Origin of the sequence: Brachybacterium halotolerans (genome assembly GCF_016623465.1) — a bacterium.
GTDB lineage: Bacteria > Actinomycetota > Actinomycetes > Actinomycetales > Dermabacteraceae > Brachybacterium > Brachybacterium halotolerans.
On the sequence record NZ_JAEDAJ010000004.1, the window covers coordinates 272,993 to 292,181 of the forward strand.

18 protein-coding genes are annotated in these 19,189 nt (G+C 71.9%); 5 read left to right on the forward strand and 13 right to left on the reverse strand.

The features are described 5' to 3' along the window. The first annotated feature begins 9 nt into the window (after positions 1–9). Both I8D64_RS09840 and I8D64_RS09845 read left to right on the forward strand, forming a co-directional pair. Positions 10–1,017, forward strand: coding sequence for a threo-3-hydroxy-L-aspartate ammonia-lyase (locus I8D64_RS09840; RefSeq protein ID WP_200502320.1), 1,008 nt, complete (start codon positions 10–12; stop codon positions 1,015–1,017). Next, positions 1,014–1,454: a hypothetical protein gene (locus I8D64_RS09845; protein WP_200502321.1), complete on the forward strand. Its 441-nt coding sequence runs from the start codon at positions 1,014–1,016 to the stop codon at positions 1,452–1,454. The genes I8D64_RS09840 and I8D64_RS09845 overlap by 4 nt, the downstream gene beginning before the upstream one ends. A 65-nt stretch (positions 1,455–1,519) precedes the next feature. Here the strand turns inward: I8D64_RS09845 and I8D64_RS09850 are convergent, their stop codons facing one another. From I8D64_RS09850 to I8D64_RS09870, 5 genes are all read right to left on the reverse strand, one after another. Beyond that, positions 1,520–2,686: a cysteine desulfurase family protein gene (locus I8D64_RS09850; RefSeq protein ID WP_200502322.1), complete on the reverse strand. Its 1,167-nt coding sequence runs from the start codon at positions 2,684–2,686 to the stop codon at positions 1,520–1,522. Further along, entirely contained in the window at positions 2,686–3,546 is an 861-nt protein-coding gene (gene nadC / locus I8D64_RS09855; RefSeq protein ID WP_200502323.1) for a carboxylating nicotinate-nucleotide diphosphorylase, read from the reverse strand. The genes I8D64_RS09850 and nadC overlap by 1 nt, the downstream gene beginning before the upstream one ends. Then, the gene (locus tag I8D64_RS09860) at positions 3,540–5,282 is read right to left on the reverse strand and encodes an L-aspartate oxidase (RefSeq protein ID WP_200502324.1); all 1,743 of its coding nucleotides are present in this window, start codon (positions 5,280–5,282) and stop codon (positions 3,540–3,542) included. Before I8D64_RS09860 ends, nadC begins: the two co-directional genes overlap by 7 nt. Then, positions 5,279–6,706, reverse strand: a complete 1,428-nt coding sequence (gene nadA, locus I8D64_RS09865; RefSeq protein ID WP_200502325.1) for a quinolinate synthase NadA — start codon at positions 6,704–6,706, stop codon at positions 5,279–5,281. The genes I8D64_RS09860 and nadA overlap by 4 nt, the downstream gene beginning before the upstream one ends. Before the next feature lie 62 nt (positions 6,707–6,768). After that, positions 6,769–7,464 carry an NUDIX hydrolase gene (locus I8D64_RS09870; protein ID WP_425490290.1) on the reverse strand — a complete coding sequence of 232 codons (696 nt, stop codon included), beginning with the start codon at positions 7,462–7,464 and terminating at the stop codon, positions 6,769–6,771. Positions 7,465–7,697: 233 nt separating this feature from the next. Between I8D64_RS09870 and I8D64_RS09875 the strand changes: the two genes are divergently transcribed. Together I8D64_RS09875 and I8D64_RS09880 are read left to right on the forward strand one after the other, a co-directional pair. Beyond that, positions 7,698–8,411 (forward strand): hypothetical protein, encoded by a 714-nt coding sequence (locus I8D64_RS09875; RefSeq protein WP_200502327.1) that lies wholly within the window; start codon positions 7,698–7,700, stop codon positions 8,409–8,411. A gap of 74 nt (positions 8,412–8,485) precedes the next feature. Beyond that, positions 8,486–8,884: a VOC family protein gene (locus I8D64_RS09880; protein WP_200502328.1), complete on the forward strand. Its 399-nt coding sequence runs from the start codon at positions 8,486–8,488 to the stop codon at positions 8,882–8,884. A 243-nt stretch (positions 8,885–9,127) separates the two neighbouring features. On the opposite strand, the gene I8D64_RS09885 is transcribed toward I8D64_RS09880, so the two are convergent. Further along, on the reverse strand, positions 9,128–9,514 hold the full coding sequence (locus I8D64_RS09885) for a hypothetical protein (RefSeq protein WP_200502329.1): 387 nt from the start codon (positions 9,512–9,514) through the stop codon (positions 9,128–9,130). 118 nt (positions 9,515–9,632) lie between these two features. On the opposite strand from I8D64_RS09885, the gene I8D64_RS09890 reads away from it, so the two are divergent. Beyond that, positions 9,633–9,971 carry a hypothetical protein gene (locus I8D64_RS09890; protein WP_200502330.1) on the forward strand — a complete coding sequence of 113 codons (339 nt, stop codon included), beginning with the start codon at positions 9,633–9,635 and terminating at the stop codon, positions 9,969–9,971. A gap of 32 nt (positions 9,972–10,003) precedes the next feature. Here the strand turns inward: I8D64_RS09890 and I8D64_RS09895 are convergent, their stop codons facing one another. From I8D64_RS09895 to I8D64_RS09925, 7 genes are all read right to left on the reverse strand, one after another. Then, positions 10,004–10,441: a hypothetical protein gene (locus I8D64_RS09895; RefSeq protein ID WP_200502331.1), complete on the reverse strand. Its 438-nt coding sequence runs from the start codon at positions 10,439–10,441 to the stop codon at positions 10,004–10,006. A 113-nt stretch (positions 10,442–10,554) separates the two neighbouring features. After that, the gene (locus I8D64_RS09900) at positions 10,555–11,895 is read right to left on the reverse strand and encodes an acyl-CoA dehydrogenase family protein (RefSeq protein WP_200502332.1); all 1,341 of its coding nucleotides are present in this window, start codon (positions 11,893–11,895) and stop codon (positions 10,555–10,557) included. Then, complete coding sequence (locus I8D64_RS09905; protein ID WP_200502333.1) at positions 11,895–13,112, reverse strand: acetyl-CoA C-acetyltransferase; 1,218 nt, start codon at positions 13,110–13,112, stop codon at positions 11,895–11,897. Before I8D64_RS09905 ends, I8D64_RS09900 begins: the two co-directional genes overlap by 1 nt. Before the next feature lie 457 nt (positions 13,113–13,569). Continuing rightward, positions 13,570–15,291: an ABC transporter ATP-binding protein gene (locus tag I8D64_RS09910; protein ID WP_200502334.1), complete on the reverse strand. Its 1,722-nt coding sequence runs from the start codon at positions 15,289–15,291 to the stop codon at positions 13,570–13,572. After that, complete coding sequence (locus I8D64_RS09915; RefSeq protein ID WP_200502335.1) at positions 15,288–16,340, reverse strand: ABC transporter permease; 1,053 nt, start codon at positions 16,338–16,340, stop codon at positions 15,288–15,290. The genes I8D64_RS09910 and I8D64_RS09915 overlap by 4 nt, the downstream gene beginning before the upstream one ends. Before the next feature lies 1 nt (position 16,341). Beyond that, on the reverse strand, positions 16,342–17,466 hold the full coding sequence (locus I8D64_RS09920) for an ABC transporter permease (protein ID WP_200502336.1): 1,125 nt from the start codon (positions 17,464–17,466) through the stop codon (positions 16,342–16,344). After that, positions 17,463–19,103 (reverse strand): ABC transporter substrate-binding protein, encoded by a 1,641-nt coding sequence (locus I8D64_RS09925; RefSeq protein ID WP_200502337.1) that lies wholly within the window; start codon positions 19,101–19,103, stop codon positions 17,463–17,465. Before I8D64_RS09925 ends, I8D64_RS09920 begins: the two co-directional genes overlap by 4 nt. Between the last annotated feature and the right edge of the window lie 86 nt (positions 19,104–19,189).

The window sequence follows — 19,189 nt, forward strand, 5'->3', positions numbered from 1 at the left end:
GGAACCCTCGTGAGCGCACCCACGATCGCCGACGTGCGCGAGGCCGCGCGCCTCCTGGAGGGCGTCGCCCATCGCACGCCCGTGCTCACCTCCCGCACGCTCGACGCGCTGACCGGCTGCGAGATGCTGCTGAAGGCGGAGAACCTGCAGCGCGTCGGCGCATTCAAGTTCCGCGGCGCCTTCACGGCGCTGAGCGCTCTGGACCCGGGGACGCCCGTGGTCGCGTTCTCCTCCGGCAACCATGCGCAGGCGGTCGCGCTCGCGGCGCGCGAGCAGGGGCGCCGCGCCACCATCGTCATGCCCGAGGACTCCCCGGCCGCGAAGCTCGCGGCGACCCGCGGCTACGGCGCCGAGGTGGTCCTCTACGACCGCTGTCGCGAGGATCGCACCGCGATCGCGAGCAGCATCGCCCGCGAGCAGGGCGCGGAGGTCGTCCCGCCCTTCGACCATCCGGCGATCATCGCCGGCCAGGGCACCGCGGCCCTCGAGCTCCTCGAGGACGCGGGCGAGCTGGACCTGCTGTTCGTGCCCTGCGGAGGCGGGGGGCTGCTCTCGGGCAGTCTGCTGGCCGCGGGGGACCTCTCCCCCGCCTGCCGCGTGTTCGGCGTGGAGCCGGAGGCCGGGGACGACGTGCGCCGCTCCCTCGAGGCGGGCGGGCCGGTGGCCATCGACGTGCCGCGGACCATCGCCGACGGCGCGCAGACCACGCGCGTCGGCGACACGACCTTCGCGATCATCCGCGAGCGCGCGAGCGGCATCCTCACCGCGAGCGACGCCGAGCTCGTCGCCCAGATGCGGTTCCTCGCGACGCGGATGAAGGCCGTGGTCGAGCCGACGGGCTGCCTGGGGCTCGCCGCCGCCGTCGCGCAGGCACGTGATCTGGCAGGTGACCTTGGCAGACAGCCCCGCGTGGGCGTCATCCTGTCCGGCGGGAACGTGGACCTGGCCCGGTTCGCCGAGCTCGTGGGCGATGGCGAACCCGTGAGCGACGCCGACGCTGCAGGAGGCGCGGCATGAGCGCGGGCAAGAAGGAAGGTAACCCGCGGAAGCCCGCGGCGAGCGCGACGTCGCCGCGGAGCGGGGCGACCGGCAGGCCGCTGTGGCCCGGACAGGTGCTCTCCTCGCTGCTGATGGCCGGGGGCGTGCTCATGCCCTACGCCCCGTGGCTGATCTCGAACGGCCTGGCACGGCTGCTGGTGATGTTCGCGCAGCTCGCGGCGGGCGTGCTGATCTACGGGATCGCGATCCGACGCTCCGACCTGCCGCGCACCAGCACGACTCCCACGCCCGTCGCCTCGCGGATGATCTTCCTGGGGGTCATCGGTCTGACGCTGCTGTCCTCGCTGGTCATCGAGAGCATCCACGCGCCCCTGTGGGTCCCGCTGCTGGTCGTCGTGGCGGCGCTGCTGTTCCTGGCCTTCCACCTCGACGCGATGTCGCGGGCGGCGCAGTAGAGCGGGACACCTCCGGACGTCGGGCATTGGGAGCCGGACACCGGGTGCCGCACTCCGCGCGTGCCTCACCGCCCGTCCAGCACCTGCTCCACCGCCGCGGTCGCGGCCTCCAGGGTCTGCGCGTCGGCACCGCGGGGGAAGCTGAAGCGCACGGCCGTCTGCGCCACCTCGCGCGGGATGCCGAGCGCCGTGAGCACGTGCGAGGGCTCGTCGCTGCCGGCCGCGCACGCGGAGCCGCTCGAGGCGATGACGCCGTGCTCCTCGAGATCGAGCAGCACCGACTCGCCGCTGGTCCCGGGGAAGCAGAAGGAGGCGTGGCCGGGCAGTCGCCGGTCAGGCCGCTCCGCGGTCGGCGGATGATCCGCCCTCGTGGCCCCCGCAGTCGGCCCCGTGACCAGCGCGCCCTCATAGGCGGCGAGGACACGGGCCATGAAGGCGTCGCGGAGCGGTGCGAGCCGGGCCGCCGTGTCCTCGCGTTCGGACTCGGCGAGCTCGAGCGCGGTCGCGAGCGCGACCGCGAAGGCGACGTTCTCGGTGCCCGAGCGTCGGCCGCCCTCCTGCCCGCCTCCGTGGACGAGGGGTTCGAGCGGCAGGCGGCCGCGGATGATCGCGGCGCCGATCCCCTTGGGCGCGCCGAGCTTGTGGCCAGAGATCGTCAGCGCGTCCGCGCCGAGCCCGCGCAGGTCGAGCCAGCCTGCCGCCTGGACGGCGTCGGTGTGCAGGAGGGCGCCGACCCGGTGCGCCTCCTCGGCGAGCGCGGGCACGTCCGACACGGCCCCCACCTCGTTGTTCGCGTACGCGAGGGAGACCAGGGTGGTGTCCTCGCGCAGCTCCTCGCGCAGGGCCTCGGGGGTGATCGTCCCGTCGGCCGACGGGGTCACGAACGAGACCTCGAAGCCGTGCACGCGCCGCAGGTGATCGATGCTGCCGAGGACGGCCTCGTGCTCGATGGGCGAGGTGACCAGGTGTTTCCCTCGCGGGTTCGCCAGTGCCAGCCCCTTGATCGCGAGGTTCGCGGCCTCGCTGCCCCCGCTGGTGAAGGTGACGTCGCTGCGGCGAGCACCCAGCACGGACGCGACCCGGGAGCGGGCGTCGGCGAGCCCCGCGGCGGCGGCCTCCCCCGCGCTGTGATGGCTCGAGGGGTTGCCGAACACGCCGGTCAGATAGGGCCACGCCGCCTCGAGGGCCTCGCGCCGCACCGCGTCGGTCGCGGCGGCGTCGAGATACAGCATCACCGGGCGGCGCTCACCGTCGCATCGAGCCCCAGGTCGAGGCTGCGCACCGAATGGGTGAGGGCGCCGGAGGAGATCACGTCGACGCCCGTGTGGGCGATGTCGCCGACGGTCTCGAGGGTGACGTTGCCGCTGGCCTCGACGATCGCGCGGCCGCCGACGATCTCCACACCGCGCTCGAGGTCGGCGAGCGAGAAGTTGTCGAGCATGATGACATCGACGCCGCCGGCGAGGACGGGTTCGATCTGGTCGATGCGGTCCACCTCGACCTCGAGCCGCGTCATGTGCCCGAGGCGCTCGCGGGCGGCGCGGATCGCCTCGGTGAGATCGAGGCCCTGACTGCGCAGCACGGCGAGGTGGTTGTCCTTGGCCATCACGCCGTCGGAGAGGGAGAAGCGGTGGTTCACACCGCCGCCGCAGCGCACCGCATGGCGCTCGAAGGCGCGCAGGCCGGGAGTGGTCTTGCGGGTGTCGGTGATGCGTGCACCGGTCCCCGCGACCGCGTCGACGAAGGCGCGGGTGAGCGTCGCGATGCCCGACATGCGCTGGGCGAAGTTCAGGGCGATCCGCTCCGCCTGGAGCACGGCGCGCGCGGGCCCCTCGATCTCGGCGAGCACCTGGCCGGCGGTGAAGGAGTCCCCGTCGGCTGCATGAGCGGTGACCTGGACCGACGTGTCCGTGAGCCGGAAGGCGGCGCGGACCACGTCGATGCCTGCGAGCACTCCTGCCTCGCGGGCGGTGAGCTGCGCCGCGGCGTGGGCGTCCGCGGGGAGGAAGGCCTCGCCGGTGGCGTCGCCCCAGGGCGCGTCCTCGGCGAGCGCCGCGGCGACGACGCGGTCGATGTGGGCGGTGGTCAGCATGCGTGGGCCTCCTGGAGGGTGCGGGCGGCGGGGGCGGTATGGGGTTCGAGCGCGGGCGCGGGCAACGCCTCCGGCGCGGACGGGTCGTCGAGCCGGTGGTGGGCGCCTGCGGAGGTGGCGCGCGCGCGGGCCGCGGCGACCGTGAGGCGGGCGAGATGCAGGAGGTTGCGATCCTCGATCGCCGCGACGGTGCTGGGCGTCGGGGCGGCCCAGCCGTCCAGGACACGGGCGGCGTGCGCGAGCTGATCGCCCGTGCGCAGCAGCCCCACGTGCTCCCACATGAGCTCCTGCAGGTCGCGGCGTGTCCATGCGGGCCCCGCTGCAGGCACCGCGGCGAGCGCCGCGAAGGCTGCGGCGGGTACTTCGTGGGACTCAGCGCCCGACCCAGCAGCCGACCCGGCGGCCTCGACAGCCGCGATCTCTCCGGCGCGCGCACCGAACACGGCGCCCTCGAGCAGGGAGTTCGAGGCCAGGCGGTTCGCGCCGTGCACGCCGGTGCAGGCGCACTCTCCCGCGGCGAACAGGCCCGGGAGGCTCGTGCGCCCGTCGAGGTCGGTGCGGATCCCGCCCATCGCGTAGTGCGCGGCCGGGGTCACCGGGATCGGCTGGGATGCCCAGTCGAGCCCCGCCGAGCGCACGGCGGCATCGATGGTCGGGAAACGCCGGGCGAGCTCGGCGCGGCCGATGTCCGTCGCGTCCAGCAGGGCGGGGCGCCCGTCCTGAGCGGCCATGACGTGGGCGATGGCCCGGGCGACCACGTCGCGGGGCGCGAGCTCGGCGCGCGGGTCGATGTCGGGCATGAACCGCCGGCCCTCCGCATCGCGCAGGACGGCGCCCTCACCGCGCACGGCCTCGGACACGAGGAAGGCGCTCCCGGTGAGGGCCGTGGGGTGGAACTGCACGAACTCGAGGTCGGCGACGCACGCGCCTGCGCGCCAGGCGGCGGCGACGCCGTCCCCCGTGGCGACCTCGGGGTTCGTGGTGTGGGAGTAGAGCTGCCCGGCGCCGCCGGTCGCGAGGACCACCCCGTCCGCGCGGACCTCGAGCGGGGCCCCGTCGGCACCGAGGAATGCGGCGCCGACGACGCGGGGCGCGCGCTCGTGCCCGCGCTCGCCACAATTCGCGGACTGATACTCCTCGTCCCGCGCGGCGGGACAAGGTGTTCCCGCGGGAACGCCCGGAGTGTCAGAGACCCGTGCGGCGCCGGGTCCGGGCAGGGCACTGCGCGGCTCGGTGACCAGCAGATCGACGAGCGCCGTCCGCTCGAGCACCTCGATCGGTGCGCGTCGGACGGAGCCGACCAGGGCATCCTCGATCGACCGACCGGTCGCATCCCCTCCGGCATGCAGGATGCGGGGCCGCGAGTGCGCGCCCTCCAGGCCCATCGCGTACGGGAGGTCGGGGTCCTCGGCGTCCCCCTCGACCCGGTCGAAGACGACTCCGAGGTCGATGAGCTCGCGGATCCGGTCCGGTCCCTCCTCGCAGAGCACGCGCACGGCGTCCTCGAGGCACAGCCCCGCCCCCGCGACGTGCGTGTCGGCGGCGTGCTGTGCGGGCGAGTCCTCCGGGGCCAGGGCTCCGGCGATCCCGCCCTGGGCCTTCGCGGTCGCCGAGTCGTCGATCGCCCCCTTGGTCACGAGCACCACGCGGCAGGTGCGGGCGACGCGCAGGGCGGCCGTCAGACCTGCGATGCCCGAGCCGACGACGAGCACGTCGGCCCGCAGGACGCGGGTCATGCGCGCGCCGCGCCGGACGGAGTGCCGGTCGCTGCTGCGGCCGCGCCGGTCGCTGAGGCTGCTCCGGTCGCTCCGGTCGTTCCGCCGCTGACGGCCCCCGGCTTCGCGGCGAGCATGCGCTCGAGGGCGAGGCGGGCGGGATCGGCGACGTCGGGGCCGACGGTGATGCGGTTGATGACCTCGCCCTCGAGCAGGGACTCGAGGGCCCAGGCGAGGTAGCCGGGGTGGATCCGGTACATCGTCGAGCACGGGCACACCACAGGATCCAGGCAGAAGATCGTGTGCTGCGGATGCTGCGCGGCCAGACGCTGGACGAGGTTGATCTCGGTGCCGATCGCGAAGGTCGTGGGCTCCTCGGCCGCCTCGATGGCCTTGCGGATGTAGTCCGTGGAGCCGGCCTCGTCGGCCGCATCGACCACGGGCATGGGGCACTCGGGGTGGACGATCACGCGCACGCCGGGATGCTCCGCGCGGGCCTTGTCGATCTGGGCGGTGGTGAAGCGCTTGTGAACCGAGCAGAAACCGTGCCAGAGCACGACCCGGGCGTCGCGCAGGGTCTGCTCGTCGTTGCCGCCGAGCGGGCGGCGCGGGTTCCACATCGGCATCTGCTCGAGCGGGATCCCCATCGCCCTCGCGGTGTTGCGGCCCAGGTGCTGATCGGGGAAGAACAGCACGCGTCGGCCGCGCGCGAAGGCCCACTCGAGCACGGTCGCCGCGTTCGAGGACGTGCACACGATCCCGCCGTGGCGGCCCACGAAGCCCTTGATCGCCGCGGAGGAGTTCATGTAGGTCACGGGGATGACGGGGGCGAGTACGTCGTCCCCGTCGACCGCGCGCGCTCCGTCGGCGGCGCCCGACGCGTCCGTCCCGCCGAGCTCGTCGGCGTAGACCTCCATGAGCTGCTCCCAGCACTCCTCGACCTGGTCGATGTCGGCCATGTCGGCCATCGAGCAGCCGGCGGCGAGGTTCGGCAGGATGACCGCCTGCTCGGGGCCGGAGAGGAGGTCGGCGGTCTCTGCCATGAAGTGCACGCCGCAGAAGATGATCGCCTCCGCCTCTCGGCGGGCCTTCGCGGCGTTCGCGAGCTGGAAGGAATCGCCCACGTAGTCGGCGTACTGCACGACCTCGTCGCGCTGGTAGAAGTGGCCGAGCACCACGACCCTGTCCCCCAGCTCGGCCTTCGCGGCGCGGATGCGCCGGTAGAGCTCCTCGCGGCTCGCCTGCCGGTAGCTCTCGGGGATGCCGCCCTGGCGGGGCGCGGCGCCCGGGATCGGATCGGCCTGGGAGGCGCCGGGGCCGTACGTGGAGGGCCCGGCGTCCACGTCCCACGGCGCGTCCAGCAGCGCGGTCGAGCAGGTGCTGCCGCGGGCGGCGCCCGTCGAGATGTCGCGGATGGTGAGGTCGACCGAGGCGGTGGTGGTCATCGGGTTCTCCAGGGTGTGCGGTGGGGCGATGGGGCGATGAGTGCTGGGGCGATGGGTGCCGGTCAGAGGCCGGTGAGCGGGCCGTTGTCGGCGAGGTGGATGGACTCGTCATGGCGGAAGAGCTGCGCGGGGCGGTGACGGCCGCCGGCGCGGTACTCGCCCGTGGGGACGAGGCGTCCGCTCGCCTCCATCTGACGACGGAAGTTCGCGGGGTCCAGGCGCCTGCGCAGCACGGCCTCGTGGACGGCGCGCAGCTCGGCGAGGGTGAAGGCCTCCCCCAGGAAGGCCGCCGCGATGCGGGAGTACTCGACCTTGTTGCGCAGTCGCCACAGCGCGTACTCGACGATGAGCGAGTGGTCGAAGGCGAGCTCGGGCAGCTCGTCCGCGACGAACCAGCGCACGTTGACCGACTCGAGGCTCGCGTCGGCCTCCTCGGAGCGCACCAGCGCCCAGTAGACGACCGAGACGGTGCGCTCCGCGGCCGACGGTGCACGGTCCAGGCTCCCGAAGGCGTAGAGCTGCTCGAGATAGCGCGGGGTGAGCCTCGTGGTCTCCCGCAGCGTCCGGCCCGCCGATGCCGCGAGCCCCTCGCTGGCGCCGAGCGGACCTCCGGGAAGTGCCCATTTCCCCTGGTGGGGGTCGCGGATACGGCGCACGAGCGGGACCCAGAGCACCGGCAGACGGGTGCTGGGATGGGGGCGCAGCGCGAAGATCACCGTCGAGACGGCGAGGGAGACGGGATCGGCCACAGCGGTCACCTCCAGTTAAAGTCACGCGGACCTTTACGGTTGCGGAGACCTTATGGTCGCGATGACCCGAACACGGGCGCTGTGACGAGGAGCTGTGACCGCCGTCACCGGTCAGGTGACTCTAAGTCGAGGCCGACGAGGGGCGATCGGCGGACCGAGAGCGGCACGAGCCAGCGGACCGACGGCGCCGTCGGGTGCGGGACGCACCCGCCGACGTCCGATGATCTGCCTACACTGCTGAGATGAGTCGGCCGCAGCCCATGCCCTCGGAGCACGAGACGTGGACCGCACGCGACGCGATCCTCCTGCGCACGGCCCAGATCATCTACGCCGTCGAGCACGATGAGTTCCATGTGGTCGACGGCCTGCCCGTGGAGTTCGCGGTCGCGGGAACCTACCCCGACAACAGGATCGTGCTGGCGGCGCCCTCTGCGCTGCACTCCTACCAAGCGCTCGGCGACGGCACGTACCAGCAGGACTCGAGCATGTTCTTCACGACCGGCGGGCTCGGCCTCGCGATGACCGCCGGTCACCTTGCGGGCCAGGCGATGGGCAACAGCAGGCGCCGAGCGGCCGCAGCAGAGGCCGCGACCGAGCGCTGGCGCCACATCGACGGCGGCATGGCCTACGTCAACCAGTACGGCATCTATCTGGCCACGCCGACGGACATCCTCCCCTGGCCGTGGGACGCCATCGTGAGCGCGAAGATGGTCAACCGTCGCCAGTTCGCGATGATCGGTGACAGCTCGGACCGCGGCCGGGTGCGCTACATCTTCGAGTCCGATGCCGCCGAGCTGATGTTCGCCTTCTGGGCGATGGTGCGTCAGCCTCAGCATCCTCAGCTCGCCCAGCGGGTCTGGCTGCTTCCGGAGTTCCTCGAGAAGTACCGACGGATGTGGGGTGCGAACGCCTTCGACTTCTGGGCCGATGGAGCCGGCAGGCACCTCGAGAGCTGACCCCGCCGAGGGCCATCGGCACCACCGACGGCAATCCCCTTGCCGCCCACGCATCACCGGCGTTCGATGGGGCCATGACGAGCTATGTCTCCCATACGTCCATCGACTGCGCGAACGCGTTCGAGCTCTCGGAGTTCTGGAAGAAGATGCTCGGGTACGTCGACGATCCCGAGGACCCGAACTTCCCGGGCCACGAGGAGTGCGCGATCCACGATCCCGAGACCGGCCACACCCTGCTGTTCCTCGAGGTGCCCGAGGCGAAGTCCATCAAGAACCGCCTGCACCTGGACCTGCGTCCGCGTCGCGACCCGCAGGACCAGGAGCTGGCGCACCTGCTCGAGCTGGGCGCGACGCAGGTGGACGATCTGCGCGGCATCCACGGTCCCGGCAGCGGCTGGGTGGTGCTGGCCGATCCCGAGGGGAACGAGTTCTGCATCCTGCACTCGGACGAGGAGATCGCCGCGATGCGGTGACCGGGCGCCGTGATCTCAGGTCCGCCGATGGTGAGGCGCGTGCTTAGACCCCCTCATTCCGCCTGGGAGAACGGTTCCCGCTCCGAGAGCAGATGCCGTGTCGTGGATGTCGGCCGTACTCCGTCCGACTGCGCCTCGCCCTCAGAGGGCGACCCCTCGCTCCACCCCTGATACGGGAAAGCCGCGTCCCGCGTCTTCCGCGGGTCCTCGAGCACGCTGCGTCCCAGGCCGAACGCGCCTTCATCAGGCGCCGTCGCTCACCTCGGTGCAGTCGCCTGCGAACGCGACCGAGACGGACAGCTCGGTGACCCCCTTCGAGCGGAATTCGAACGTGACCCCGTCTGCACTGCTCGACGTGGTCGCCCATCCGCCCGTTCCACCGTCGACGGCGGGGGCCTTCGGCAGCCCGTGCGCCACGAGCGCGGAGTTCAGCGCGTCGGCGATCCGCTGGTCGTCCGCGGAGTCCTTCGCCAGGTAGTCGTCGCAGATCCTGGACGGCACGCGCCAGACGCAGTTTCCATCCGCACTCTTCGGCGCCGGGTTCGAAGGATCTTCCCTCCAGGTGGGGGCGTCGAACTCGTCGTCGAGCGCCTGCTGCGCATCGTCAAGGAGTCTGGTGGCCTCGGCCACCGCATCCTGCGGGGACCTCGAGCTCACAGACATGGGTCTTTCGTCCTGACCGCCGGCATCCGACGTCGTCGCCTCACCACGGCCCCCGGACACGACCACTGACACGGCCGCTCCGCCGGTGAGCAGCACCGCCTTCCGCCGACCCAAGCGCTGGTTCGCAGACGCAGGCATGCTCTCCTCCTCGTTGGCCGTCCTGACGGCCCGTCGGGAACAGTGTCGACTGAACGTCAACAGCCCGCAAGCACGGGCCATGGGGAGAAGCTCCGAACACGTGCACGTGGTCGAAGAGGTCACTGACGACGGACACGTGATCATGCAGAACCCTTGGGGGCCAGCGGGTGGGCGCCAAGAAGATGACCCCGTCTACAAGCCCGGCGCACTCCGCCTCACCGAAGATGAATACCGGGAGAGATGCGCGAACGTGACGATCGGCGAAGGCGCTGATCTCGGGCACTGAGCTGGGATCGGAGCGGGATCACAGCGGCTCTCTCATTTCTGCCGACGGGGCTTCCAGGTCTCCCACCAGTGCCGGCGGTAGGCACGCTCCCGACGACGCGCGGCGACGTCCATGTACGCGGTGAACGCCGCGTCGTAGAGGGAGGACGGCAGGACGAAGTCGGCGCGCGAGACGCCCCTCTCCCGCAGCTGCGCACCGAGGATCCCCGGAACCTGCCGCATGCCGAGGCGACCGGGCACCGCACGGCGGATCCGTGCGCCCTCGGCGGTGAGCTGCATCCCCCAGTCCGCGTCGACCGTGGCGAGGCCGGTGCCCACGAGGACGGCGGCCGCGCTCTCGATCCGCTCGCGGGTGGGGACGTCGGCCTGCAGCATGTCCCAGCCCGAGAGCAGGGACTGGGTGACGCGCCTCGGGCGCTTCTCGTCCAGCAGCGTCATCAGGGTGGCGGCGTCGTCGACATCGAAGTCCATGGCGGCAGTATCCCGCGGCCCGGCGGGCCCGCACCCGCCCCCACGCGTCGGCCCACGCCCTCGCGCGTCGACCCGCGGACCGGCCCGCCCCCTCACGCGGGCCGGTCATCACGTCACACGAAGGCGCTGACCCCGGTCACCTTCCGGCCGACGATGAGGGACTGCATGGTGTCGGTGCCTTCGTAGGTGTGGAGGGCCTCGATGTCGCTGCGGTGCCGCACCACGCGGTTCTCGAGCAGGATGCCGGAGCCGCCGAGGAGGTCGCGGGCGTTCGAGGCGATCTCGCGGGCGGCGCGGGTGTTGTGCACCTTGGCGAGGGACGCCTGCTCGGGGCTGATCGTCCCCGCGGTCTCGAGCTGGGCCAGGCGCACGCAGTACAGCTGCATGGAGGTGAGGGTCTGCAGCATGTCCGCGAGGCGCACCTGCACGTTCTGCGCCTTGGCGAGGGGCCTGCCGAACTGGATGCGGGTGCGCGCGTGCTCGAGGGCCGCCTCGTAGCACGCGGTGGCGTGTCCGAGGGCGCCCCAGGCGACGCCCGCTCGGGTCGCGAAGAGGACCTTCGAGGTGTCCTTGAAGGAGCGCGCACCGGGCAGGCGCGCATCCAGCCCCACGCGCACGTCGTCCAGGCGGATGTGCGCCTGGTGGATGGCGCGCAGGGCGACCTTGCCGGTGATGACCTCGGCCTCGTATCCGGGGAGGTCCTGGGCGACGAGGAACCCGGAGACCTGGCCGTGCAGCGTCTCGTCGCTCGGGTCGTCGACGCGCGCCCAGACCACGGAGACGTGGCCGTTCACGCCATTGCCGATCCAGCGCTTCTGGCCGCTGAGCACCCACTGGTCGCCGTCGCGCCGGGCGGCGGTCTCGAGCGAGACGGAGTCGGAGCCGTGGTCGGGCTCGGTGAGGGCGAAGGCGCCGAACTCGCGGCCGGCGACCAGGGGCTCGACCCAGCGCTCCTTCTGCGCATCGGAGCCCAGCAGCACGATCGAGCGCAGGGCGAGACCGCCCTGGACGCCGACCATGGTGCCGAGCGACCCGTCGATCCGGGAGAGCTCCATGTTCACCAGGCCCGCCGCGAGCGGGCTGAGCGCGCGGTGCCCGGGGACGTCGAGGCCGTCGGTGAGCAGGTCGAGGTCGCCGAGCTTCGCGATCAGCTCGGTCGGGTACTCGGCGCGATCCCATGCCTCGTTCAGGCGCTCGAGGTCCTCCGCGAGGCGGCGGGCGTCGGCCCATGCCCGCAGGTCCTCTCCGGCGACGTCCTGGAAGAGGGCGAAGTGGTCGGCCTGGATCGGCAGCAGCTCGGCCGGGGTCGCGGCGGTCGGGTCGGGGGCCGAGACGACGGGGCCGGGGCCGATGCCGGTCGCGGCGTCGCCGGCGCGCTCGGTGCGGGCGGCGCCCGCGTCGGTGCTCGGGGCCGGAAGGGTCTGGGGCTGGCCGGGGTGGTCGGTCGTGGTCATCAGGACATCCTCTCGAGGATCAGGGCCATGCCCTGGCCGCCGCCGACGCACAGCGTGGCCAGGCCCAGCGCGCCGTCGCGCTCCTGCAGGCCGTGGATGAGGGTGGTGGTCATGCGGGCGCCGGTCTGGCCCCAGGGGTGGCCGAGCGCGATCGCGCCGCCGTGGACGTTGAGCTTGTCGTGGTCGATGCCGAGGTCGTCGGCCGAGGGGATGACCTGGGCGGCGAAGGCCTCGTTGAGCTCGACGAGGTCGATGTCGCCGATGCTCATCCCGGCGAGGTCGAGCGCGCGGCGGGTGGCCTCGACGGGGCCGAGGCCCATGATCTCCGGGCTGAGACCGGAGACGCCGGTGGAGACGACCCGCGCGAGCGGGGTGAGGCCGAGCTCGCGGGCGCGCTCGTCGGACATGACGACGAGCGCCGCGGCGCCGTCGTTCAGCGGGCAGCAGTTGCCCGCCGTGATCGTCCCGCCGGGACGGAAGACGGGGTCGAGCTGGGAGACGGACTCGTAGGTGACGCCCGCGCGCGGGGAGTCGTCGGCGGAGACGACGGTGCCGTCGGGAAGGGTGACCGGCGTGATGTCGCGGTCGAAGAAGCCGGAGGCGATGGCCGCCTCGGCGCGGTTCTGCGAGCGCACGGCGTACTCGTCCTGCGCCTCGCGGGTGATGCCGCGCAGCTCGGCGACGTTCTCGGCGGTCTGGCCCATGAGGATGTACGGGTCGGGCAGGTCGCCGTCCTCCCGGGGGTCGTGCCACGGGGCGGGGATCTCGCGGCTCGCGCGCTTGTCGGTGCGCTCCCAGGCGTCGCGGAACAGCGGGTCGCGGTCGTCCTCCTCCATGAGCTTCCCGCTGCTCATGGAGATGGACTCGACGCCGGCGGAGATCACCGTGTGCGCCTCGCCCGCGCGGATCGCGTGGAAGGCGGTGCGGGTGGTCTGGATGCTCGAGGCGCAGAAGCGGGTGACGGTGGCGCCCGGCACGGTGTCCAGGCCCAGGCGGATCGCGACGGTGCGGGCGAGGTTGCCGCCCTGGTAGCCCTCGGGGATCGCGCAGCCCAGTTGCAGATCGTCGATGGTGGCGGGGTCCAGGCCGGGGGCTTGTTCGAGGGCCGCGCCGATCATCTGCCCGGCGAGGTCGTCGGGGCGGATCGAGACGAGAGAGCCCTTGCGGGCGCGGCCGATGGGCGAGCGGGCAGCGGCGACGATGACGGCCTCGGGCACGGTGTCTCCTTCGACGGGTGTGGGGGCGCCGGCCCCGGGTCCGACGGAGGTGCCGCGCGCAGGCGCACCGCCGAGCGGATACCGATACCGGCCGTTCCTGATACTAACGGTTTCAGGTACCTGTGCCAATCAGCGCGATCGAGGCGGGGCCGGGCGGAGCGGGACGACGCGCGGGCCGCTCATCCGGTCGACGAACTCGGCCCCGCGCCGACGGACCCCCTCCGTCGCGCGGAGCCGATCGTCCGCTCCCCACCGGGCATCAGCCCGATCCCCCGTGGGGGCACCTCGAACACTAGGTCCGACCACCGACATCCGACCATGGGGAGAAGTCCCCATCGACGCTGGTCATGGTCGAGACGCGCCGGAACGATGTCGTGAGCGCCCTCGGGATGCCCGGCGCGGCCTCGGCAGCATCAGCGGCCGAGCGTCACCGATTCGCGGGTCACCGATTCGCGGGTCAGCGCTCGGATGCCGGGCCGAACTCCTGGGCGAACGCGCTCCGGCGGCGCTCCTGCTCGACGGGATCGGGCACCGGCAGCGAAGCGATGAGGCGCCTCGTGTACGGGTCCTGCGGGTCCTGCAGCACGTCCGGGCCGTGCCCCTGCTCCACGAGACGACCGCGGTAGAGGACGCCGATGCGGTGGGCGAGGGAGTCGACGACGGCGAGGTCGTGGCTGATGAACAGCGCCGCGAATCCCAGGCGCTCCTGCAGGTCGCGGAACAGCTCGAGCACCGTGGCCTGCACGGACACGTCGAGCGCACTCGTCGGCTCGTCGGCGATGAGCAGCTCGGGATCCAGCACGAGGGCGCGCGCGAGCGAGACGCGCTGTCGCTGCCCGCCCGAGAGCTCGTGCGGGTAGCGGCGGCGGTGCCCGGCTGGCAGCTCGACGGCCTCGAGCAGCTCCCCCACCTTCTGCGAGCGCGCCTGGGCGGACAGGCCGCGCTCGTGCACGGCGAGCGGCTCGGCGATGCACTCCTCGATGGTCAGGTGCGGGTTGAAGGAGGTCGCGGGGTCCTGGAAGACGAAGCCGATGCGGCGCCGCACGGGCTTGAAGGCCCGCTCGCGCAGGCCCAGCATCTCGTGGCCCAGCACCGTGAGACTGCCGCCCGTCGCCTTCTCCAGGCCCGCGATGGTGCGGCCGATGGAGGTCTTGCCCGAGCCGGACTCCCCCACCAGGCCGAAGACCTCGCCGCGGCGGATGGCGAGGTCCACGCCGTCGACCGCGCGGAAGGCGGGTCGTCCCAGTCGGCCGGGATACTCGATGACCAGGTTCTTCGCGGTCACCAGCGGCTCGGCGGACTCGATCGTCTCCTGCTGCTCGCGGGACAGGGCGCTCCAAGCGCTGCGGCGCCCCAGGTGCGGGACGGCCTCGAGCAGGTTCCGCGTGTACTCCTCGCGGGGCTCGGCGAACAGCTCGCGCACGCCCGCCTGCTCGATGACGCGGCCGTGGTGCATGACGGCCACGCGGTCGGCGAGATCGGCGACGACCCCCATGTTGTGGGTGATGACGATGATCGAGGTGCCGAAGCGGTCGCGCACGTCGCGCAGCAGGTCCAGGATCTCGGCCTGCACGGTGACGTCGAGGGCGGTGGTGGGCTCGTCGGCCACGATGAGCTCCGCCTCGAGGGCGAGGGCCATCGCGATCATGATGCGCTGCTTCTGCCCGCCGGAGAACTCGTGCGGGTAGCGGTCGATGCGCTCGGCCGGGTCGGGGATGCCGACGGCCGTGAGCGCCTCGATCGCCTTCGCGCGGATCTGCTTGCGCGTGAGCTTCGGCTGGTGGGCGCGCAGCCCCTCCCCCATCTGCCACCAGATCGGGAACACCGGGTTCAGTGCGCTCGAGGGTTCCTGGAAGACCATCGAGACGTCCTCGCCGCGAAGCGCGCGCAGGCGCGCGCCGCTGAGGCCGACGACGTCGGTGCCGGAGACCAGGACGGCGCCGGACTCCTCGGCGGTCTCCGGCAGCAGGCCCAGGATGCTGCGCGCGGTCACGGACTTGCCCGAGCCCGATTCGCCGACGACGGCGAGGATCTCGCCAGGGGCGACCTCGAGGCTGACGCCGTCGACCGCGTGGACCTCCCCGGCGTCGGTCGCGAACGTGACGTCGAGGTCGCGGATCGCGAGACGCGCCGGAGCGCTCGCGGATCCGCTCGTGCGCTCGTCGATTATCTCGCTCATGCCGTGGCCTCCGTCGAGGTGGTTCCTGCGGGGCCGCCCCGCCGCTTCCGCCGCACGCGCAGGCGCGGGTCGTTGAGGTCGTTGATGGACTCGCCCACGAGGGTCACGCCGAGCACGGCGGCGACGATCGCGAGGCCGGGGAACAGGCCCGTCCACCAGATGCCGGAGGTCGCGTCGGCCATGGCCCGGTTGAGGTCGTAGCCCCATTCGGAGGCGCTCGTCGGCTCGATGCCGAAGCCCAGGAAGCCCAGCGCGGCGAGCGTCAGGATCGCCTCGGAGCTGTTGAGGGTGAAGATCAGCGGCAGGGTGCGGGTGGAGTTGCGCAGCAGGTGCGTGCCCATGATGCGCCGGTGCCCGGTGCCGATGACCTTCGCGGCCTCGACGAAGGGCTCGGCCTTCAGCCGCACCACCTCGGCGCGGATGACCCGGAAGTACTGGGGCACGAACACCACGGTGATCGAGACGGCTGCGGCGAGGATGCCGCCGCCCGCGCTCGACTGGCCGCCGGAGATCACGATCGACATGACGATCGCGAGCAGCAGGGAGGGGAAGGCGTAGATCGCGTCGGCCAGCATCACCAGGATCCGGTCGAGCCAGCCGCCCACGTATCCGGAGATCAGTCCGAGCGCGACCCCGATGAACAGGGACAGCACGACCGCGCAGGCCATCACGGCCACGGCCGTCCGCGTGCCCCAGATGACGCGCGAGAGCACGTCGTAGCCGGCGACGGTGGTGCCCAGCGGATGCGCGCCCGACGGCGGCTGCTGGGTGCCGAAGGAGGCGCCGTCGGCCGAGGTCTCGGCGAAGCCGTAGGGCGCGAGCAGCGGCGCGAACAGCGCCGTCGCCAGGAGGCCGAGCACGAGCACGAGGCCCGCGACGAGCATGCCCCGCTGCAGGCCGACGCTGCGGCGCAGATGGCTGATGATCGGCAGGCGCAGGTACCAGCGCTCGCGGGCCGTGGCGGAGACGACGGCGGCCTCGGCGGCGAGCTCGGTGCCCTCCTGGGCGGAGGCGGACTCGCCGGGAGGCTGGGGCGGGGGGATCGTCATCTCAGTACCTCACTCGGGGGTCGATGAGGGCGGCGATCACGTCGACCAGGAAGTTCGAGATCGCGACGATGACCGCGAGCATCATGACGATGCCCTGCACGGCGACGTAGTCGCGGGCGGTCATGTACTCGGCGAGCATGTATCCCAGGCCCTTCCACTCGAAGGTGGTCTCGGTGAGCACCGCGCCGCCCAGCATCATCGCGATCTGCATGCCCATCACGGTGATGATCGGGATCAAGGCGGGGCGCAGGGCGTGTCGCGTGGTCAGGCGCGACTCGCGCACGCCGCGGGAGCGCGCGGAGTCGACGTAGGGCATCTCGAGGGTGCCGATCATGTTCGTGCGCACCAGGCGCAGGAAGATCCCGCCGGTGAGAAGGCCCAGCGCGATCGCGGGCAGGATCGCGTGGCTGATGACGTCCCACAGCAGCGAGGCGTCACCCAGGCGGATCGCGTCCAGCAGGTAGAACGGGGTGGGGTTCAGGATCTTCCCCATGGTCAGCTCGCCCCGGCTGGAGATGCGCCCGGCGACCGGGAGCCAGCCCAGGCCCACGGAGAACACGAGCTTGAGCAGCAGCCCCACGAAGAACACCGGGGTCGCGTAGCCGAGGATCGCGAGGACGCGCAGGGCGAGGTCGCCCCAGCGGTCCCGGGCGCGGGCCGCGAGCATGCCGAGCGGCACCCCGATCACGAGCGCCACGACCACCGCGTAGACGACGAGCTCCGCGGTCGCCCCGCCGTACTCCGTGAGGATCTTCGCCACGGGCGTGCGGTCGGTGTAGGTGGTGCCGAAGTCGCCGCGGACCACGCCCCACAGGTAGTCGAGGTACTGGATGATCAGCGGCCGGTCGTAGCCGGCCTCGGCGCGGCGCTGGGCGAGCTGATCGGGGGTCAGGCGCCCGCCGAGCGCCGCGGTGATCGGGTCGCCGGTGATCCGCATGAGGAAGAAGACGACCGTCATCAGGATCAGCACGGTGGGGATGATCAGCAGGAAGCGCGTGAGGATGTAGCGACCCAGTCCCCCGCCGCCGCGCCGGCCGCGGCCGGCGGTCGCGGAGGGGGCCGACGAGCCCGACGGGCCCGCGTCGGCCGGTTCGTCCGTGGCGCTGCGCGTGAGGTCCGCGGTCACGGAGCGAGCGGCGCGAGGCGGAGCTTGAAGGACGAGTCGAGGGTGACGCCCTGCAGATCCTTCGTGGACACGGCGATCTGGGCGCCCTGCAGCAGCGGCAGGGTCGAGACATCCGTGGCCACCTTGTCCTGGATCTCGACGAAGAGCTTCTCGCGCTCGGCGGCGTCCTGGGTGCCGCGCTGCTGCTCGATGAGCTTCTGCACCTCGGCGTTGTCGTAGTGGTTGGCCAGGAAGTTGTCCTTGATGAAGAACGGCGAGAGGTAGTTGTCGGCGTCCGAGTAGTCGGGGAACCAGCCCAGCTGGTACGCCGGGTAGACGTCGGCCGTGCGGTCCTTGGAGTACTGGACCCACTCCGTGGACTGCAGGTCCACGGCAAACAGGCCGCCGGCCTCGAGCTGGGACTTCACGGCCGCGTACTCATCGCCCGAGGAGCTGCCGTAGTGGTCGGGGTTGTACTGCAGGCTGAGCTTCACGGGGGTCTCGACGCCGGCGTCGGACAGGCGCTTCTTCGCCTTGGCCGCGTCGGGCTTGCCCGAGCCGTCGCCGTACATGGTCTTGAACTGGTCGCCCGCGCCCGGCAGACCCTCGGGGATGTACGAGTACAGCGGGGTGTAGGTGTCCTTGTAGACCGAGGTCGCGATCGCCTGGCGATCGATGAGGTCCGCGGCGGCCTGCCGCACGGCCTGGGCCTTCTTCGCGTCCGCGTCCTTCGTCTTCGCGCCGTAGGGCATGGTGTCGAAGTTGAAGACGATGTAGCGGATCTCGCCGCCGGGGCCGTCGTGCACGGCGACCTTCGAGTCCTTCTTGAGGTCCTCGATGTCGGTCGCCGAGAGCGAGCGGAACACGCAGTCGACGTTGCCCTGCTGGATGTCGAGCTTCATGTTGTTCTGGTCGGCGTAGTACTTCAGGGACACGTCCGAGGTCTTCGGCTTCCCGTAGATCCCCTTGTAGCCGTCGAACGCCTGGAAGGCGACCAGCTCGTTGAGCTTCCAGCTGGCGATCTGGTAGGCACCGCTGAAGGCCTTGCCCTTGACGATCTCGTCGTCCGCGAGGACCTTGTCGGCCGGGAAGACGTCCTTGTCGACGATCGGGCCGGCGGGGCTCGTGAGCACGTAGGGGAAGGTCTGGTCGTTGGGCTCCTTGAGGTGGAACTCGACGGTGAGGTCGTCCTTCGCCTCGACCGATTCGAGGTTCGCGAGCAGGCTCGAGGGGCCGTTGGGGTCCGCGATCGCGAGCTGGCGGTCGAAGGTGTGCTTCACGTCCTCGCTGGTCAGCTCGTTGCCGTTGGCGAAGGTGAGGCCCTCCTGGAGCTTCACGGTGAACACGGTGTCCGAGGAGAACTCGGCGGACTCGGCGAGGTCCGGCTCGGGCTTGCCGTCCTTCGAGCCGATCTTCGTGTTCAGCAGGTAGCCGTAGACCTGGGTCCACACCGTCGAGGAGCCGTTGTCGTACGCCGCGGCCGGGTCGAGCGCGGTCACCTTGTCGGTGGTGCCCACGGTGAGCGAGTCCGACGAACCCCCGCCACCGCCGTCGCCGCCGTCGTCGCTGGTCTGGGCGCAGGCGGTCAGCAGCACCGGGACGCCGGCGAGACCGAGCAGCACGGTGCGGCGGCGAGGAGTGAGAGCTGCGTCGAACATGGGGATCCTCCGATGGGGGGTGACGGGGGCGGGGCGGGCGCTGGGCGCGAATGTGACCTGTGCCCCACGGCGCATGGTGGACGGAA

Coding starts and splice junctions, on each gene's coding strand:
- I8D64_RS09845 (WP_200502321.1), top strand. CDS start 1,014: ATGAGCGCGGGCAAGAAGGAAGGTAACCCGCGGAAGCCCGCGGCGAGC.
- I8D64_RS09850 (WP_200502322.1), bottom strand. CDS start 2,686: ATGCTGTATCTCGACGCCGCCGCGACCGACGCGGTGCGGCGCGAGGCC.
- nadC (WP_200502323.1), bottom strand. CDS start 3,546: ATGCTGACCACCGCCCACATCGACCGCGTCGTCGCCGCGGCGCTCGCC.
- I8D64_RS09860 (WP_200502324.1), bottom strand. CDS start 5,282: ATGACCCGCGTCCTGCGGGCCGACGTGCTCGTCGTCGGCTCGGGCATC.
- nadA (WP_200502325.1), bottom strand. CDS start 6,706: ATGACCACCACCGCCTCGGTCGACCTCACCATCCGCGACATCTCGACG.
- I8D64_RS09875 (WP_200502327.1), top strand. CDS start 7,698: ATGAGTCGGCCGCAGCCCATGCCCTCGGAGCACGAGACGTGGACCGCA.
- I8D64_RS09880 (WP_200502328.1), top strand. CDS start 8,486: ATGACGAGCTATGTCTCCCATACGTCCATCGACTGCGCGAACGCGTTC.
- I8D64_RS09895 (WP_200502331.1), bottom strand. CDS start 10,441: ATGGACTTCGATGTCGACGACGCCGCCACCCTGATGACGCTGCTGGAC.
- I8D64_RS09900 (WP_200502332.1), bottom strand. CDS start 11,895: ATGACCACGACCGACCACCCCGGCCAGCCCCAGACCCTTCCGGCCCCG.
- I8D64_RS09910 (WP_200502334.1), bottom strand. CDS start 15,291: ATGAGCGAGATAATCGACGAGCGCACGAGCGGATCCGCGAGCGCTCCG.
- I8D64_RS09915 (WP_200502335.1), bottom strand. CDS start 16,340: ATGACGATCCCCCCGCCCCAGCCTCCCGGCGAGTCCGCCTCCGCCCAG.
- I8D64_RS09925 (WP_200502337.1), bottom strand. CDS start 19,103: ATGTTCGACGCAGCTCTCACTCCTCGCCGCCGCACCGTGCTGCTCGGT.